Source organism: Qaidamihabitans albus (genome assembly GCF_016464705.1).
Lineage (GTDB): Bacteria > Actinomycetota > Actinomycetes > Mycobacteriales > Pseudonocardiaceae > Qaidamihabitans > Qaidamihabitans albus.
Genome location: NZ_JAEHOB010000003.1, coordinates 88,078 through 104,983 on the forward strand (window position 1 = coordinate 88,078; position 16,906 = coordinate 104,983).

General features: G+C 71.6%; 13 protein-coding genes and 1 tRNA gene. 6 read left to right on the forward strand and 8 right to left on the reverse strand.

Going from position 1 to position 16,906, the window contains the following annotated elements; translation table 11 throughout:
- Positions 1-138: 138 nt before the first annotated feature.
- The 3 genes from gmd to JAP66_RS06680 are packed head-to-tail and all read left to right on the forward strand — an operon-like array spanning position 139 to position 2,806.
- Positions 139-1,134 (forward strand): GDP-mannose 4,6-dehydratase, encoded by a 996-nt coding sequence (gene gmd, locus JAP66_RS06670; protein ID WP_199430721.1) that lies wholly within the window; start codon positions 139-141, stop codon positions 1,132-1,134.
- Positions 1,131-2,069, forward strand: a complete 939-nt coding sequence (locus tag JAP66_RS06675; protein WP_199430722.1) for an FkbM family methyltransferase — start codon at positions 1,131-1,133, stop codon at positions 2,067-2,069. The genes gmd and JAP66_RS06675 overlap by 4 nt, the downstream gene beginning before the upstream one ends.
- Before the next feature lie 11 nt (positions 2,070-2,080).
- Entirely contained in the window at positions 2,081-2,806 is a 726-nt protein-coding gene (locus tag JAP66_RS06680) for a class I SAM-dependent methyltransferase (RefSeq protein ID WP_199430723.1), read from the forward strand.
- A 12-nt stretch (positions 2,807-2,818) separates the two neighbouring features.
- On the opposite strand, the gene JAP66_RS06685 is transcribed toward JAP66_RS06680, so the two are convergent.
- From JAP66_RS06685 to JAP66_RS06710, 6 genes are all read right to left on the reverse strand, one after another.
- Positions 2,819-5,170 carry a glycosyltransferase family 4 protein gene (locus tag JAP66_RS06685; RefSeq protein ID WP_199430724.1) on the reverse strand — a complete coding sequence of 784 codons (2,352 nt, stop codon included), beginning with the start codon at positions 5,168-5,170 and terminating at the stop codon, positions 2,819-2,821.
- Positions 5,161-6,309: a class I SAM-dependent methyltransferase gene (locus JAP66_RS06690; RefSeq protein ID WP_199430725.1), complete on the reverse strand. Its 1,149-nt coding sequence runs from the start codon at positions 6,307-6,309 to the stop codon at positions 5,161-5,163. Before JAP66_RS06690 ends, JAP66_RS06685 begins: the two co-directional genes overlap by 10 nt.
- A 50-nt stretch (positions 6,310-6,359) precedes the next feature.
- Positions 6,360-7,619 (reverse strand): alginate O-acetyltransferase AlgX-related protein, encoded by a 1,260-nt coding sequence (locus JAP66_RS06695; RefSeq protein WP_199430726.1) that lies wholly within the window; start codon positions 7,617-7,619, stop codon positions 6,360-6,362.
- On the reverse strand, positions 7,606-10,404 hold the full coding sequence (locus JAP66_RS06700) for a glycosyltransferase (protein ID WP_199430727.1): 2,799 nt from the start codon (positions 10,402-10,404) through the stop codon (positions 7,606-7,608). Before JAP66_RS06700 ends, JAP66_RS06695 begins: the two co-directional genes overlap by 14 nt.
- On the reverse strand, positions 10,397-11,608 hold the full coding sequence (locus tag JAP66_RS06705; protein WP_199430728.1) for a flagellar basal body protein FliL: 1,212 nt from the start codon (positions 11,606-11,608) through the stop codon (positions 10,397-10,399). The genes JAP66_RS06700 and JAP66_RS06705 overlap by 8 nt, the downstream gene beginning before the upstream one ends.
- 144 nt (positions 11,609-11,752) lie before the next feature.
- A complete protein-coding gene (locus JAP66_RS06710) occupies positions 11,753-12,784 on the reverse strand; it encodes a hypothetical protein (RefSeq protein ID WP_199430729.1) in 1,032 nt (343 codons plus the stop codon).
- Positions 12,785-12,876: 92 nt separating this feature from the next.
- Here JAP66_RS06710 and msrA point away from each other — a divergent pair, with 92 nt between their 5' ends.
- The gene (gene msrA, locus JAP66_RS06715; RefSeq protein WP_199430730.1) at positions 12,877-13,551 is read left to right on the forward strand and encodes a peptide-methionine (S)-S-oxide reductase MsrA; all 675 of its coding nucleotides are present in this window, start codon (positions 12,877-12,879) and stop codon (positions 13,549-13,551) included.
- A gap of 46 nt (positions 13,552-13,597) precedes the next feature.
- Here msrA and JAP66_RS06720 read toward each other — a convergent pair whose 3' ends face one another.
- Positions 13,598-14,203: a lytic polysaccharide monooxygenase auxiliary activity family 9 protein gene (locus JAP66_RS06720; protein ID WP_199430731.1), complete on the reverse strand. Its 606-nt coding sequence runs from the start codon at positions 14,201-14,203 to the stop codon at positions 13,598-13,600.
- Positions 14,204-14,421: 218 nt separating this feature from the next.
- Positions 14,422-14,494 (reverse strand) — tRNA-Gly (locus tag JAP66_RS06725).
- A 185-nt stretch (positions 14,495-14,679) separates the two neighbouring features.
- Here JAP66_RS06725 and JAP66_RS06730 point away from each other — a divergent pair.
- Both JAP66_RS06730 and JAP66_RS06735 read left to right on the forward strand, forming a co-directional pair.
- Positions 14,680-16,386, forward strand: a complete 1,707-nt coding sequence (locus JAP66_RS06730) for a sigma-70 family RNA polymerase sigma factor (RefSeq protein ID WP_199430732.1) — start codon at positions 14,680-14,682, stop codon at positions 16,384-16,386.
- Positions 16,387-16,462: 76 nt separating this feature from the next.
- Positions 16,463-16,903: a DUF983 domain-containing protein gene (locus JAP66_RS06735; protein WP_199430733.1), complete on the forward strand. Its 441-nt coding sequence runs from the start codon at positions 16,463-16,465 to the stop codon at positions 16,901-16,903.
- Positions 16,904-16,906: the final 3 nt, after the last annotated feature.

Below are 16,906 nucleotides of genomic sequence, written 5' to 3' on the forward strand. Positions count from 1 at the left end.
ATGCTGCGACCCTGAGCGGGCCCGGCGGGGGACGAGGCCCGGCAACACGGCCGATCTCACTCGCCAGGGTGACGGCCGCCGGACACCGAGAGTCGGCACAGTGGACGGAGCCGAAGACGTTGTCGCTATCCTCGGCGGGTGCGACGTGCGTTGATCACCGGTATCACCGGCCAGGACGGCCGGTATCTCGCCGAGCTGCTGCACAGCAAGAACTACGAGGTGTTCGGCCTGATCAAGGGGCAGAACAACCCGCGGATCGAGCTGGTGCAGGCCGAGCTGCCGTTCGTGGAGCTCGTCTCCGGCGATCTCCAGGACCTCTCCAGCCTGGTCGCCGCGCTGGAGCAGGTGCAGCCCGACGAGGTCTACAACCTCGGCGCCATCTCGTTCGTGGCGCTGAGCTTCAAGCAGGCCGAGCTGACCGCCAACGTCACCGGGCTCGGCGTGCTGCGCCTGCTGGAGGCCATCCGCATGGTCGGGGGCAGCTCCGGCAACCCGGTGCGCTTCTACCAGGCGTCCAGCTCCGAGATGTTCGGCAAGGTCCGCGAGTCGCCGCAGATCGAGTCGACCGCGTTCTACCCGCGCTCGCCGTACGGCTGCGCGAAGGTGTTCGGGCACGACATCACGGTCAACTACCGCGACAGCTACGGGCTGTTCGCCTGTTCCGGGATCCTGTTCAACCACGAGAGCCCCCGGCGCGGCATCGAGTTCGTCACCAGGAAGGTGACCAACGCCGTGGCGCGGATCAAGCTCGGCCTGCAGGAGACGCTGGTCCTCGGCGACCTCGAACCGCGCCGGGACTGGGGTTTCGCCGGTGACTACGTGCACGCGATGTGGATGATGTTGCAGCAGGACCGCCCGGCCGACTACGTCGTGGCCACCGGCCGCACCCACAGCGTGCGGGATTTCGTCGACGCGGCGTTCCGCCATGTCGGCCTCGACGACTGGGAGCGCTATCTCAAGCAGGACGCCCGGTTCTTCCGCCCGTCCGAGGTCGACCTGCTGGTCGGCGACGCGACGAAGGCCCGCACCGAGCTGGGCTGGAAGCCGGAGGTCGACTTCGAGTCGCTGGTCGCGATGATGGTCGACCACGACCTGAAGCTGGAAGCGCGGAAGGCGGGAATCCGGCAACCGTGATCTCCTACGCGCAGAACGCGGAGGACGTGGTGCTCGCCAGGGTGTTCGCCGGGCAGGGCACCGGCCGCTACGTCGACATCGGCGCGGGCGACCCGGTACTGGCTTCGGTGACCAACCACTTCTACGAGCAGGGCTGGTCCGGTGTCAACGTCGAGCCCATTCCGGCGAAGGCGCAGGAGCTGCGGCAGGCCCGGCCGCGTGACGTCACCGTCGCGGTGGCCGTCGGGGCGGAGCCGGGCAAGGCCACGCTGCACGTGGTCGCCGACGAGTGGGGCTGGTCCACCCTGGACGGCGAGCTCGCGCGGGAGTACCGCCGGGACCGGCGGTGGCGCGTGGACGACGTCGAGGTGGAGGTCGTCACGCTGGCCGACCTGCTCGGCGAGCATCCCGGCGAGGTCGACTTCCTGAAGATCGACGTCGAGGGTGCCGAGCGCGAGGTGATCGCCGGAGCCGACTGGACCCGGCACCGGCCGAGGGTGCTCGTCGTCGAGGCCACGCGGCCGGGTTCGCCTGTCCCCGCCCACGAGCAGTGGGAACCGCTGCTGCTGGAGGTGGGCTACCGCTGCGCGCTGTTCGACGGCCTCAACCGGTTCTACGCGCGGGCCGACGACGCGGAGGCCCTCGCCCGGCTCGCGGCTCCGGCGAATGTCTTCGACGAGTTCGAGCCCCACGAGGTCGCGCGGCAGCGCGCCGTGCTGGAGCGGCTGCCGACGGCGCGGGCGGCGGAGGTCACCTACATCCAGCGGCTCGAACGCAACGTCCGGGAGGCGCAGCAGGTGGCCGAGCGGCATGCCGAGCACGCCGCGAAGCTGGAGGCCGCCGTCGCACGGGAGCGCCAGGGCGCGGCCAGGACGGCCCGCTACGTCGCCGCGCTGGAAAGCCGCATCGCCGAACTCGAAAGCCAACTCAACCAGGGCGAGCGCCCACCGTCGTGAGAGGAGCCCAGGTGTCGATCCCCGGTTCGGCCCAGAAACCCCGGAAAGCCCTGAAAGTCACCGATGCCGCCCGGCGGCTGGTCGAGCAGGTCAACGAGCAGGGCGGTACCTACCACCGCCTCGACCTCGGTGACGGCCTCGTCGTCGAGGGCGACTACGACATGGACACGTACCTGCCCTACTACGGGCTCCCGGAGAGCCTTGACGGCAAGAGCGTGCTCGACGTGGGCACGTCCTCCGGGTACTTCGCCATCGAGAGCAGGCGGCGGGGCGGGCAGGTCACCGCGATCGACATCTGGCCCGACACGAACCTGCTTGTACAGCTCTCCCGTGCCTTCGACCTGGGGATCGACTATGTCAGCAAGGACGTCTACGACCTCGACTCCTCGTTCGGCGAGTTCGACCTCGTCATCTGCGGCTCGCTGCTGCTGCACCTGCCGGACCCGCTCGGCGCGCTGCGCGCCCTGCGCAGCGTGACCCGCGAGCGGCTGATCGTGTCGTCGGCGGCCACCGAGGACAGCGCCGAGACCGACCAGCCGGTCTGCCACTTCTTCGGTGCGCGCGCGACGGAGGCCGACTACTGGGCCTACTGGGGGTTCAGCGCCTGCGGGCTGGAGCGGCTGCTGCTCGCCGCGGGCTTCTCGCGGGTCGGCGAGGTGCGGCACTTCGACCTGCGCTCGGAGCCCGGCCGAATGGAGTTCATGACGCCGCACGTCAGCATGTCCGCCTACGTGTGACGCCCGCGCCGGTCAGGGCGTGATCCGGTCCAGCCGTCGCATCATCGCGGCGGCCACGGCTTCCGGCCCGCAGGTCGACCGGACGGCCTCGGCGGCGCGAATGCCCATCGTGCGCCGCAGTTCGGGCGAGCCTGCGAGCCTGCGCAACCAGCGGGCGGCCTGCTCGACATCCGGCTCCGCCCAGAGCTGACCGGGCCGGTACCAGTAGGCGAACTCCGCGCCGAAGCGGTGGTCGTGCTCGTTGATCGGCCGGATGTCGTATCCCACGAGCGCGGCCGCTTCCGGCGGCATGAAGTCCACGTTGCCGCCGTAGCCGGTCGCGATCACCGGCTTGCCGAGCGCCATCGCCTCGGCCATGCCGAGGCCGAAGCCCTCCGACCGGTGCAGCGACAGGTAGATGTCGCAGGTGGCCAGCAGGCAGTCCATGTCCGTCCGCGACATCTCCGCATCGAGCAGCGTGCCGTCGACCCCGGCGACCGCCTGCCGGAGCTGCCCGGCGAGTTCGGGGAAGCGGTGCAGGTCGTTGACCTTGAGCACCAGGTGCGCGGTGCTGCCCCGCTCCGCCGGGGAGAAGGCCCGCCGGAACGCGTCGATCACCGCCCACGGGTTCTTCCGGGAGTCGCTGGACGACGCGCTGAAGGTGAACAGCACGACGAGGCCCTCATCGGCCAGGCCGAACCTCGCGCGGTCGCCGGCGACCCCCGGCCGCTGGGGAACGATGTTCGGGATCACCGTGATGGGAATGTCCGTGGCGGCGCGGAAGGCGTCGGCGACGAAGGACGACACCACCCACAGCTCGTCGAGGCGGGCGAGCTGTGCGCGCGCCACGGCGGGCGCCTCCGGCAGCTCCCACGCCCACAGGCCGATCGTGTACCGGTCGAGCGCGTGCTCGGGCACGAGGTGGAACTCGTTGACGTTGACGAACCACAGGTCGATCGGATGGTCCTTGCCCCGCGGCAGGTCGGCCAGCTCGCGCGGTACCGGCAGGGACCGGTCCGGCGCTCGCGTGTTGAACTCGGTGAACGTCGGCCGGGCACCCGCGTCGACGAGGGCGAGCAGGTGCCGGCGTGCCGACTCGGCCAGCCCGGTGGTCGCCCTGGCATCGGCGAACACGTTCACGCCGCGGCGGGCGGAGACCTCCTGCCCGGCCGGTGTGGTGCCGTCGTGCACCGATTCGAGGGCTTCCCGGTACCTGTCGGCGACCACCGGCCAGGAGGCGTGCTTGCGCACGTACTCGCGGGCCTGCCTGCCCGCGTCGCGCGCCTCTTCCGGCCAGCACGTCGCGTGTTCCAGCAGGCCGATCATCCGCTCCGCCTCGGCGGCCGGGTCGGTGGGCACCGGCCAGCAGAAGGTGCGGTCGAGGTGCCGGTGCTGCGGGAGGTCGCTGGTGATGACCACCTTGCCCGCGCCGAACGCCCGCATCATCACCGCGCTGGTCTCACCCGCGGTCGGCCAGCGCAGGTTGACCACGACGTCGGAGGCCATGATCAGGTCCTCGAACTCCGGCTTGGCGGGGGAGAGGAAGATGCGGACCGAGTCCTGCACTCCGAGCTGCGCGACCGCCTCGCGGATCTCGCCGAGGATCTCCCGCGCGTCCGCGTGCCCGGAGATCAGCAGCCGTGCCTGCGGCCATCTCCGGCGCACCTCGGCGAAGGCCAGTACCGCGACCATCACCCGCTTGATCCGGCCGAGCCCGCCGAAGACGCCGAACACCACGTGATCGTCACGCAGGCCCAGCCTTGTGCGGATCCGGGCGCGGTCGGTGTCCTCCCGTACCGCGGCGCCGGACGGCACGACGTGCACCGGCAGCCCTGGATACCGCTCGCGGAGCAGGCCAGCCGAGAACGGATCGTGCACGAGCACCCCGCGGCTGGCCGAGACGATCCGCCTTTCCAGGCTCAGCGCCTGCCGGTCCAGGGTCTTGACCCCGTCCACCTCGATCGCAGGCCATCCCTCGAGCAGAGCCGGGTCGTCCTCGGCGCCCCAGATGGGACCGTGCGCGAACCGCACCTCCTCGCGGAACCCGGACGAGTCGAGCTCTCCGAAGTAGCCGACGTGGAAGTCCAGCAGGAACGGGTCGTGCAGCACGACCAGTCCCGGCTCGGCGAGCGCCCGGTGGTAGATCCACGAGTGCGCACCGGCGTGGTTGCCCATCTGGTAGGTGTGCAGCGTGCCCGGCGCGAAGGACCCGTCAGGGCCGGACACCGGCACGCCGGGGGGAGCCTGGGCCTCGCCGGGGTTCCTGGCGACGGCCGCCACGTCACCGAGCGCCTCGAGGAGTTCGTAGCTGTAGTCGGCGATGCCGCTGCGCTCGGGCGGCAGCGGTGTCCACATCGCGTGCCGCACGCCGTCGTTCACCGCCATGCGACCAGCGAGAACCGGCCGGCCACCTCCGGGACCGTGTCCGCCTGCCGGATCTCCGCGGTGGCGAACCCCGCGGCCTCGGCGAGGAACCGCAGGAAGTCCGGGTGTGCGGGCCTGCGGGCGAACGGATCGAGGTGGAAGTCCGGGCTCGCGGCCCGGGTCTCGGCGACGAGGATGCCGCCTGGCTGCAGTGCCGTGGCCGCCAGATCCACGAACCGGGCGAGTGCCGTCGGCTCCAGGCGTTCGACGTAGCGGAAGGCGGTCACCGCCCCGAGCGAGCGCTGCGCGCTTCCGGCGAGCAGGTCAAGCGGATCGCCCTCGCTCACGGTCAGCCCGAGCCCCGCGCAGTGCCCGCGGACCAGTGAGTTCTCCGATGCGGCCACGTAGGGCAGGCCCGCCCCGCGGAGCACCTCCAGCCACTCGCCCCGGCCCGGTGCCATGTCGAGCACCGGCCCGGTCACGCCGTTGTCCCTGGCGGAGGTCAGTAGCGGCAGCCGGGACCGGTGCCAATCCCGGACCCGCTCGGCCGGACCGTCGAGCAGCTCGCAGGCCGCGAGTTCGAGGAAGGAGTCCCGGTCGGGAACGCGCTCGGCGACACCGGAGTCCGGACGGCCTGGGCGGGCCGAACGGAGCTCGTCGAGGAACAGATCGAGCTGCGCGTGCCGCAGCCGCACGTCCCGCGCCGCCGCGTTGAGCTCCGCGACCTGGCTCTCCAGCGCCTTCAGGCGCTGCTCAACGGCGGCATCCTGCTCGGTGGTCTCGGCGAGCTGGAGCCGCAGATCGCTGAGCTGGGACTGCACCCGGCCCATCGAGGAGTACAGCCGCTGGTTCAGGCCCGCGACGAGGTTCTGGTCGCTCTGCCGCAGGGACTCCAGCTCGTCGCGCAGCTGCTGCGTGGTGGCCAGCTCGCCGCCGCCGGTGAGCCGCTCGATCCGGGAGCGCAGATCCCGGTCCGCCTCGGCCATCGCCTCCAGCCCGTCGCGCACCGCCAGGTTCGTCTCGATCTGCCACTTGAGCTGGCGGCGCCACAGGAAGCGCAGCGCCAGCCGCCCGAGCAGGTCGCTCCGCCGCAGCGGCAGGTGCAGCTCCTGATGCGCGGCCATCCGGGCCAGCGCGTCGGCTACGCGAGTTTCAGGCATCGTTCGTCCATCGGTAGGCGGGGTGTTCGGTGTGCCGCTCGCGGCGCGGGTCACGGGGACAGCTCCGCGAGGATGTTGTCGACCGCGGGCGCGCGCAGTACGGCCAGCCCGCCCCGCACGAGCGAACGTTCGGCGACCTCGAGCACGACGACGCTGTTCTCGGCGAGCATGGCACCGGCGGCGGCCCCGTTGTCCTCCTGCGCCGTGCCGTGGTGCAGGACGGTCATGTCGCTGAACGCGGCCGCCAGGTACCGGAGCGCGCGGATGGTGAAGGAGTCGGCGAGCAGGCCGACCTTCAGCCCGTAGGTGCCCGGGCCGGAGGCGGTGTCCAGCGAGAGCGGGGTGCGGTACTCGGTCCGCACGGCCCGCGTCTGGTCGCGGCCCCCGTCCGGTGCGACGGAGTAGTGCCTGCCGACCGTCTCGCCGGATCGGCCGGTCAGTGGGGGCAGGTCGGCCGGAACGCGCCAGGTCTCACCAGGGCCGACCTGCCAGCCGTCGGTGATACCCGGGCGCAGCTTCTCGGCCAGCGCTCGCGCCATGAGCACGCCGCCCTCGTCGGACCAGTGCGCGTCCTCCGGGCCGTAGACGGGTTCGCCGAGCCGGTCGCCCCAGGCACGCAGGCCGTCCCTGAGGTCCACGACGTAGTCCTCGGCGGTGACCGCTTTCCAGAACTCGCCGACCATCCGGCGATGGCACTCCTTGCCGACGTAGTCGTCCGGCAGCTTGCCGGGCACCATCGTCGCCTTGTCCGGGGCGATGACCACGACGAACTCCCGCCCGGTGGCCTCCACCCCGTCGTGCAGCCGGCGCAGCTGCGCCATCGTCTCGCCGAGCGGCTGCACCTGCTCGCAGTGACCGGCGATCTCCTCGCCGAGGTACAGCCAGCCGTCCCTGCCCTCGACCACCGGCGGGAACCGGAGGTCGTCGGGTTCGTCCGGGGTCGTCTGCAGCGGGCCCGACCGGTCGCCGCCGCCGAGCGGCAGCGGCTCGGCGAACACCCCGCGGCTGACCGCGTCCGCGGCGCCGACCGCCTGCTCCCGGAACACCAGCTGGTCGGTCGCCCAGGGCGCCAGCTGGGTGAAGAACGACCAGCCGTCGGCCGGGCTGGGAAACTCGGTCAGCGCGCGGTTCTCGAACTCGGTCGCCCGCCCGCCGAGGGCGAACGTGGCGAACGGCGTCAGGAAGAAGATGGCGGCGCACATCAGCGCGACGGTCTGCCTGCGCGCGTGGCGTGGCCGGTGCAGCACGTGCTCGCGGGGCAGCCAGGCCTCGTGTACCGCAGGCAACGCTCGCTGGTTACCCGTCGCCATCCCGGCGCCCTTCGGGGTCTTCGGTGTCTTCGGCGTCGGTGTGGCGCTGAAGCCGCTCGACCCGGGCGGCAAGGTCGGCGAGCCGCCTGCTCGACTCCAGTTCGAGCGCGTCCAGCCGCCGCTCCTGCGCTTCCGTTGCCCGCGCGGTCCGGTCGATCCGGCGGGCCAGCACGTTCAACGCGTCCCGCGCGCCGTCGGTGAGCCTGCCGAGCACCCTGCGCTGATGCGCGTCGTGGTGGGAGAGCGCCCTGCCGACGAGCCTGCGCAGCGCCGGGGCGAACGGCGCCCGGGACGGCGCCCGTGGGTCGGCGGTCCAGTGCAGGGCCTCGCGTGCCTCTTCGAGCGGTAGCAGTGCCTCGTCGGGACGCGGCTCCTCCCGGCCGGCCTTCCACCGGTCGTAGGCGGCACTCAGCTCGGCGCGCAGCCAGTCCGCCGCCGTCGCCATGGAGCGGGTGCGCAGGATGTGCTCGCGGGCGGCCTTGCCGCGCCTGCGGGCTTCGGCCGGATCGTCGGCCACCGTTCGCATGGCCACGGCGGCCTCGTCCAGGTCGGGCTCCGCCCACACGCCGTCCTCCTGGTACGGCACCCAGCCGGGGCCGACCTCGGTCAGCTCGTACGGGATCGGCCAGCCGACGGTCTCGTCGAGGAACTCGGTGGTGCCCGAGTAGCCGGTGGCGATGACCGGCAGGCCGCGGACCATGGCCTCCGCGACGGTGAGCCCGAACCCCTCGCTGCGGTGCAGCGACACGTAGGCGTCGCTGCCCGCGTAGAGGGCGTGCAACTCGGTGACGCTGAGGTAGTGGTCCAGCAGCTCGATGCGCGGATCGTCGCCGATGACGTAGTGGAGCCGCTCCCGAGCCGCGGCGTGCAGGTGCCCGTTCGTGGCCTTGATCGTCAGCCGGACGTCCTCGCGGTCCGGGAACGCCCGCTTGAACGCGGTGACCACACCCCAGGGGTTCTTCCGCTGCCCGGTGCTGTTGAAGTCGAACGCGAACAGGAACTCCACGGGCGCGTTCGGCCGGCGTGGCGGGCGCGCGATCTCGCCGGGGTCGAGCACCGGGACCGGGATGACCTTCACCGGCACCGGCGAGTGCGGCCTGATCGACCTCGCGCAGAACTCACTGACGGTCCACACCTCGTCCACGAGCGCGAATCCGGCATGCAGGTGCTCGGGGAAGTCCTCGAGTTCCCACGCCCAGAGACCGATCCGGTAGCGCTCGTGGCCGACCTCGGGATGGCTGTCGAGGAGCAGTTCGGTGTAGTCGGAGTTCACCGCGAGGATGCTCACCGGGAAACGGGGCCTGCCTGCGGTCTCCGGTTCGTCGAGCCCGGTGCGGCAGGAACGGGAGAGGGAGTGCTCCTCCACGACGGAGGTCACCGGGACGCCCGACTCCTGCACGGCCCGCTGCACGACCCTGGCCATCTCGCCGAGCCCGAGTTCGGCGGTGAGGTATCCCGCGATGTTGACGCCGAACTCGTCGGCGGGTGCTTCCGCGGCGACCGGCTCGCGGGGAAGTGCCCACCGCGGGAGCAGTCCCTCCGCGGCGCCGTGCGTCCGGCACCAGTGCCGGAAGGCCGCGCCGTCACCGTGGCCCGGCCGGGGGAACACGGCCTGCAGGTCGATCCGCTCGGCCCAGAGCTCCATCGCGAGCCTGCTGAGCCCGGCGGCCCGCTCGACGGGGCCGGCCGGTGCGGCGAGCCAGTGTCGGAACGCCGTGCCACCGTCGTCGCCGAACGGATGCGGCGGCATCGGTTCGGCGGTCCGTCCGAACGGGGCCGGATCGGGCCCGGTACCGGTGGACTCGAGCCAGGCACGGTGGAACAGCTTGCGCATCTCGGCGGTGAGTGGTGAGCCGTCCGGCAGCCGCCCGAAGCCGTACCCGGCGGAGCCGTTCGAGTCGGTCGAGCCGGTGGGCTCCCGGTGCCCCGCGGCCAGCAGCCGGTCGCGGTAGGCGTCGCACAGCTCACGCAGTTCCGGTTCCCGGGAGAGCAGTACCCGCGGGCGGTCACGGCACCGGTCACTGAGCATCCACGGCTCCTCCGGCCGGTAGCCGCTGAGGTGGATCATCCGCAACGGTGCGCCTGCCGCCGTGTGGCCGCCGGCCGCGTCCCTGCCCAGCGGCCGCTCGTGCAGGTTCCAGTACGCCACGCCGAAGCCGGGGTCGCGCACCAGCGTGTGGGCGAACCGGCCGGGGACGTGCTCCGGCCAGGGCCGCCCCGATCCCGGCTCGCGGCGGCGGGACCGCTCGGCCCAGAAGTCCAGGAACGGCATCCCGTCGCGGCCGACGCAGACGAAGCCGTCATCGAAGGCGGGCTGCCCGGCGCCGGGTTCCAGGTTGTCGTGGCTGTCGTGGTCGTCGTGCGGGGCCGGCGAGAGCAGCCGTGGCGCCAGCACGATGCCCTGCTCGGCGCCGAGCGTCGCGACGTCCGCGAACGGGGCGTGCACCTGCGTCTCCGCGTCCAGGTAGACGGCGGCGTCGAAGCGGCCGAGTAGCTGCCGCAGCAGCAGCGGGGTCACGGCGTCGGCGAGTTCGGCCGGTGAGAAGCAGGTGGCCAGGTTCAGGTACTCGGCAGCGTCGATGTCGAGCCACCGGTAGCCGGCGAGCCGGTAACCGGACGGCTCGTCTTCGGCGGGCCGGGCCTCGTCCAGCACGAGGACGACGAACTCGTGGCCGGGGTGCTGGTCCAGGTAGGACCGGGCCAGCACGCGCGCGGCCGGTAGCTGCCGTCCGGTGACCACCGTGCAGGCGGCCACCGAGCGCATCGGGGTGACGCGCTCAGCCATCTGCCGAGAGCGCCTGCAGCTGTGCTGCGATGATCTCGTCGAAAACCTTGCCGAGCTGGTCGAGGTCGGCCGCGGCGACCTGCACCCGGACGACGGTCTTGTCGTGCGCGTAGTGCGCCCGGATCGCGGCGGGGTTGCTCTCGCTCTTGTCGATCTGGGTCACCTCCACCCCTTCCGGGGTGGTGCCCGCGTACGGCTCCATGCCGTACTCCTCCTGCAACGCGACGAGGTCCTCCACAGCGGTCCCGGCGGAGTCCGCCGAACCGGTCTCCGTGGTCAGGACCAGCACCTCGGCGCCGGAGGGCAGGGTGGAGACGAACATCCTGCTCCGGTCGGCTTCCGCGTCCATGTAGACCCGGTTCTCGTCATCGGTGAGGTAGGCGTTGGTGACCACATCGTCGAAGGTCTCCACCTGTTCGACCTGGGTCGCCATGCCGGGCAGCTGGGCGATGTAGAGATCGTCCTGCGGCTGGGCCGGCGAGGTCGGTGCCGCGCTGGTCTGCGGCGCCGGGCCCGGGTTGGCCTGGTTGTCACCGTTGTCGGAGCCGCTCGTGGTGAGCAGCCACCCGACGACGCCGATGGCGGCGGCGAGCAGCACCACCGAGACGATCACGAGCACCTTCTTGCCACTCCCTGAGGACGTGGTCTCGAAGGTCTCGGGACCCTGGCTCGCCCATTCCTGCTGGGCAGGAGCGGTCAGCGGCGGGAACTCCGAGCCACCCCATGGCGGGGTCGGGTCGGGGTTGGGGGCGTTCCAGTACTGGCCGGGGTGCTGGCCCTGGCCGGGCTGCTGGGCGGGGAAGTCGCCGGACTGGGGGCCGGGCTGTCCCGGCGCACCCTGCCCCTGCTGGGGCGGCGGGTAGCCCTGGACGACCTGGGTCCGCTCCGAGCCGCTCTGCGCGGTGGGCGGCTGGGCCTGCCAGCCGGGCTGTGTCACCTGCGTGCGCTCGACCCCGTTCGCGTCGGCGCCCTGCGCCTGGTTCCCGCCGGGGGGCTGTTGCGGCCCCGTGCCGGGGTTGGGCATGTTGACCGGTGCCACGATCTGCGTGGCCTCGGACTGGTCCGCTCCGGGCGCGGGCTCCTGGGCGCCGACGTTCACGGCCGAGGACAGCACCTCGTCCCGCCGGACCCGGTAGTCGTCTGCCGAGATGCGGCCGGCGGCCAGCTCCTCGTCCAGCCGGCGAAGTTCCTCCTGCCAGGACAACCCTGGCCCCCTTCCCTACTTGCCCGCCCCCGGGCCCCCGTTGTTCACGCACATTGTGCACGCTGCGCACCGCACGCCGGATTTCGAGGGTCGTTTCGTAACACTGCCGCGATCGCGCGCCGTGCTGTCATCGTGTTGTCGTCGTCATGCCGGTGGCAGCACCGCCCTCAGCGAGTCGACCACCTGGTCGAGCCGTTCGGTCAGGGTGTGTTCCGGCAGGTCGGGTGCCTGGGACAGCAGGAGGGCCACCGCGTACTCGCCGGAGGTGTACCACGCTCCGGTCACCCGGTTGTCCCCGCTGACGCCGGTCGCGGTCCGCAGCGGGGCGTCGACGGCGGTGAAACCACCGGAAAGCGTGGTCTGGTACAGGTGCTCGACCACCTCGCGCGCTTCTCCCGCGCTCGCCGCGGGCAGGATCATGACCAGGTAGTTCGTCGATCCGTCCTGCGAGCCGCGGGTGATCACCTCGCCGACACCGCGCTCGGCGAGGAACGTGGCCGCCTGCGCGGAGTACAGGCCGAACTCCACCCCCTTGTCCACCGACATGGTGGAGTTGTTCGTGCTCTGCTCGCCGGGCAGGGCAGGCAGCCGGTGCTCGAGCGCCACCTCCGAGGCAGGCGGTGCCGACGGTGCTGTTGTCGCCGTGCCGCCGGCCGAACCGGCCGACGTGTCCGTGCCGCGACCCAGCCACCACGCGCCGCCGACGATCAGCACGAGCACCAGCAGCACGCCCAGCGCGAGGAACAGCCAGGTCAGCTTGCGGCCGCGGTTCACCGGCTCGGGTGGCGGCGCCGGAACCGGAGGCGCGGCGGGTGGCCGCGCGGGACTCGCCGGGACCCGGGCGATCGGTGTGGTCAGCTCGGCCGGTGCCGGTGGTGGCACGTTGGGGTACGGCATCGAGTCCGTCGGCCGCTCGTCGGCGGGGCTGGGCGCGGTGGTCGGCCACCCGTTGGCCAGCAGCGGGTGCGGGGCGGGCGGTGCCGGTGGCTCCTGGGACGACTGGGACGACTGGGACGCCGCCGGGTTGGCGGTCTGCCAGCCGGCAGCGGGCCGCTGCGCAGGGAAGCCGGACTCGACGGCGAGGATCTCCTCGCGCTGGCGGCGATGTTGATCATGGGTGATGCGGCCCGCGGCCAGTTCGGCGTCGAGGCGACGCAACTCCGCCTGCCACGTCATCACGGACCCCCTGACCCACGGTGCCCCGGTAGAGCTCGTAGGAGAGTATTGCGTCACCTGTTCGTGTGCCATCCACTCGGTACAGTTGAAGCATGTCGTGGTTCGGTCGAGACAAGGCCCGGTTCGTCACCGCCGAGGACGCCCTGCCCGGGCGCGCCCAGCCGCTGGTGGTGCCCGAGCACCACGCGGTGTACCCGGATCGCCGCATCAAGCCACCCTTCCCCGAGGGGCTGCGGACGGCGGTGTTCGGGCTCGGTTGCTTCTGGGGCGCGGAGCGCCTGTTCTGGCAGACCGGCGGCGTCTACTCGACGGCGGTGGGCTACGCGGGCGGATACACGCCGAACCCCACGTACGAGGAGGTCTGCACCGGGCGGACCGGGCACACCGAGGCGGTGCTCGTGGTCTTCGATCCGCGGCAGGTCTCCTACGAGACGCTGCTGAAGGTCTTCTGGGAAGGGCACGACCCGACGCAGGGAATGCGCCAGGGCAACGACATCGGCACCCAGTACCGCTCGGCGATCTACTACGCCGACGACGAGCAACGGGCCGAGGCGGAGAGCTCGCGGGAGACGTTCCAGGCCGCGCTGCGGGCGGCCGGGCACGGGGAGATCACCACGGAGATCGCGCCGCTCGGTGAGCTCTCCGCGTTCTACTACGCCGAGGACTACCACCAGCAGTACCTCTACAAGGTGCCGAACGGCTACTGCGGCTTGGGCGGCACGGGTGTGTCCTGCCCGGTCGGCCTGCCCACCAACCAAGACTCGTGAGTGCGCACGCGAGTTAGAACTCGCGTGCGCACTCACGAGGGTGGGGCTAGCGGAAGTTCACGTCCGCGCACGAATAGAAGGCGTTACCGGTGTCGGCGATGTCCCATACGGCGAAGATCAGGTGCCTGCCGCTCTTTCCGGCGGGCAGTGTGCCGCTGTGCCGCACGGTGAACGGTGGCCGCTGGCCGCCCATGTCGACGGTCAGGAACGGAGCGGGTTCGAGCTGCGCGCGGGTGAGCGCCTGGTTGGGGTTCCAGCCGTTGCGGGTGACGAAGTAGCGGAACGACGTGGTGGCGTGCGCCGCGGTGAGGTTCCACGTGAACTCGTAGTTCCGGCCGCTGGTCATCGATGTCTGGGGCCACGGCTTGCTCGGGTCGTCGAGCTGGGCGAACCGGCCGTTGCCGCCGGCGCAGAGGGTCCCGTCGGCCGGGCCTCCGGACGGGAAGCCCTTCGGACCCTCGACGCTCTGTGGCTCCCACTGGATCGGCCCGCAGTCGCTCACCGCGCCCTGCTGGCAGTGCAGGGACCGGCTCGGCGGGTTCTGCGTGTAGCCGTGGGCCGACGCGGTGCCCTGGAACACCACGGGTGCGGCCAGTGGTAGCAGGCCCAGCACGGCGACGCCCAACGCGCGGCGCATGCGCTTGCGAAGCATGGTCACTCCTCTCGCAGGTTGTGTGACCGAGTGTGACGCGCCGTGGTGATTGGTGTAGACCACTGACCGGACCAATCGGAGGCACGGGATCTTCGTCGTATTGGTCCATACCACTGGCGAACGGAGTAACGCGTTGCGTCATTTGCAACCGAGCCGGGCGCCCGGGCGGACAAGAAAAATGCGGCGCATCCACCTGGGGAGCGCCGCATCGACAGAAGAGCGGACGACGGGATTCGAACCCGCGACCCTCACCTTGGCAAGGTGATGCGCTACCAGCTGCGCTACGTCCGCGTACGCTGCCCAACCGGGCCGCGCATGGCACAGTCTATACACAAGCTTCACGGGACTTGTGAGCCACCCGGAAGATGGGCATTTGGTTACGTCAGCCGCACAAGGGGTGACGGCACCTGCCCGGCTCCGTATGGTGTTCAACGTTCAACCGAAAGGGCTACGGCCCGGAGGGGGTGCCTGGCTGGATGGACCATGTGGTCTCGAGATCCGACGAGCCGGCACTGCTGGAGCGCCTGCGGGTGGGTGAGGACGCCGCGTTCGGCGAACTGTTCGAACTCCATGCGGGTGCGGTGCGGCGGCTCGCCCGCGGGCTCGCCTCCGACAGTTCGGAGGCCGACGACATCACGGCGGAGACCTTCTTCCGGGTGCTGCAGGCGCTGCGCCGCGGGAACGGGCCACGCGACAACGTCCGGGCCTACCTGTTGACCGTCGCGCGGCGAGTGTCCTGGGAGTGGCACGGCGCCCGGCGCGACGTGCCCGTGACCGACGACGAGCTCACCACCAGGGCCGGCGCCGGAGGCGACTCGCAGGCCAGCACGGCCGAGGCGACGCTGATCACCCGCGCCTTCTCCAGCCTCCCGGAACGCTGGCGCACCGTGCTCTGGCAGACGGAGGTCGAGGGCGAGCAGCCCGCGGTCGTCGCCCCGCACTTCGGCCTCAGCGCGAACGCCACGGCGGCACTCGCCCGGCGTGCCCGGCTCGGCCTGCGGGCCGCGTACCTGCAAGCGCACCTGGCGGTCAACCGGAGTTCGGACGGCTGCCGCACGGTGATGGAGAAGCTGGGCGGCTACACCGCGGGAAGCGTCACCGGCGCCGAGGCCCGCAAGGTGCAGGCGCACCTGGTCACGTGCTCGTCGTGCCGGTCCACGCACGACGAACTCCGGCAGGTCTGCTCCTCCCTGCGGGCCCACGCCGGGGTGGTCGCCCTGCTCGTGCCTGCCACCGGCCTCGCGCTCGGTGCGACGACCTCGGGCACGATCGGCGCGGGCAGCGCGGGTGCGGGCGTCGCGGGATCGTCGACGGCCGTCGGCACCGTCGGCGTCGGCGGCGCCGGTGGACTGGCCGTCAGCAGTGGTGCCGGAGGGGTGGCGCTGGCGATCGGCACCAAGATCAAGATCGGGATGGCGATCGCCTCGACAGCCGCCGTCGGAGCCGTCGGTGTCGCCGGCACGGCGTATCCCGGCGGTGACGAGACGATCGGCCTGCCCTCCGACGGCAGCGCACAGCTGCGGATCGCGGCGCCCCAGTCGAGTTCCGCCGAACCATCCGAGGCAGGAAGCTCGGGCGCGATGCCCGAAGAAGGCCTCGGGCGAGAGCTGCCGGAGCAGCCCGGAGCCGCCGCCGAGCCCGCGGCCGACGCGCAGCCACCGGCGAACCGGTACTCGGTTCCGCCCGGGTTGGAACTCGCCGGCGAGGCCAGCCGCGGCAACCCGCCCGCCGCCGGGACGGAGCTGCCCGGGGTCCACGAGCCACCCGGCCAGGCGGTGGGTAACGGCAACGCCGGTGGCAACGGCAACGGCAATGGGAACGCCGGTGGCAACGGCAATGGCAACGGTGGTGGGAACGGCAATGGCAACGGCAATGGCAACGGCAATGGCAACGGCAATGGCAACGGCAATGGCAACGGTGGTGGGAAGCCGCGCAGCGATGTCGGCGGCACTTCGGCCACCCGCACCCCGATGAGTTCGAGCACCACGTCGAACCCGGCCTCGTCGTCCACGACGACATCACGTCCGTCGGCCACCCGGCCCACGCCGAAGGGGAAACCGGCGACGACAGGGAAGGCGGTGTCCTCGGGCAAGCCCGCGCCGTCCGCCGCCACGACCGAGTCGGACGACTGCCGCCACGGGCCGCCCGCGCAGAGTCCGGCGATCGCCGCGATGTGCCGTTGATGACCGGTACCGCCGTGCCGATGATCACGGTACCGTTACGGTCGAACGTGCTCGGGGCGGTTTGCGGAGGAAAGCGATGAACCGGCTGGTCCAGGGTTCTGACGGCCGGGAATGGGTCGTTCGCGGCCAGATGGAGTGGCGCAGGCCGGCCACGGCCGACGACTTCGAACACGACGTGGCCGCCAGCTACGCGCCGGGCGTCGCCATGATGATCGTGGCGATCGTGCTGGCCATCGTGCTCGTCGTGTGGATGCCCGAGGACGTGCTGGTGCCCGCCTGGATTCCGCTCGCGCTGCTGCTGCTCGCGCTGTTCTTCCCGCTGCGCTGGATCCTGCGCAGGCCGTGGACGATCGTCGCGGAGACCGAGGGCGACGTCACGGGCGAGCGGCCCTCCGAGCGCTGGGTGGGCACCGTGCGCGGCATCTTCTCGGTACGCAGTGAGGTCAACAAGGTGGCCAAGTCGATCCAGAAATACGACCTGCCGGACTTCGAGGGTCCGCTGCATCCCGTCGAGTAACCG

What these genes read in the sequence shown, in the direction of transcription:
- JAP66_RS06685 (WP_199430724.1), bottom strand. Translation starts at nt 5,170, where the DNA reads ATGGCGGTGAACGACGGCGTGCGGCACGCGATGTGGACACCGCTGCCG.
- JAP66_RS06690 (WP_199430725.1), bottom strand. Translation starts at nt 6,309, where the DNA reads ATGCCTGAAACTCGCGTAGCCGACGCGCTGGCCCGGATGGCCGCGCAT.
- JAP66_RS06695 (WP_199430726.1), bottom strand. Translation starts at nt 7,619, where the DNA reads ATGGCGACGGGTAACCAGCGAGCGTTGCCTGCGGTACACGAGGCCTGG.
- JAP66_RS06700 (WP_199430727.1), bottom strand. Translation starts at nt 10,404, where the DNA reads ATGGCTGAGCGCGTCACCCCGATGCGCTCGGTGGCCGCCTGCACGGTG.
- JAP66_RS06710 (WP_199430729.1), bottom strand. Translation starts at nt 12,784, where the DNA reads ATGACGTGGCAGGCGGAGTTGCGTCGCCTCGACGCCGAACTGGCCGCG.
- msrA (WP_199430730.1), top strand. Translation starts at nt 12,877, where the DNA reads ATGTCGTGGTTCGGTCGAGACAAGGCCCGGTTCGTCACCGCCGAGGAC.
- JAP66_RS06720 (WP_199430731.1), bottom strand. Translation starts at nt 14,203, where the DNA reads ATGCTTCGCAAGCGCATGCGCCGCGCGTTGGGCGTCGCCGTGCTGGGC.
- JAP66_RS06730 (WP_199430732.1), top strand. Translation starts at nt 14,680, where the DNA reads ATGGACCATGTGGTCTCGAGATCCGACGAGCCGGCACTGCTGGAGCGC.
- JAP66_RS06735 (WP_199430733.1), top strand. Translation starts at nt 16,463, where the DNA reads ATGAACCGGCTGGTCCAGGGTTCTGACGGCCGGGAATGGGTCGTTCGC.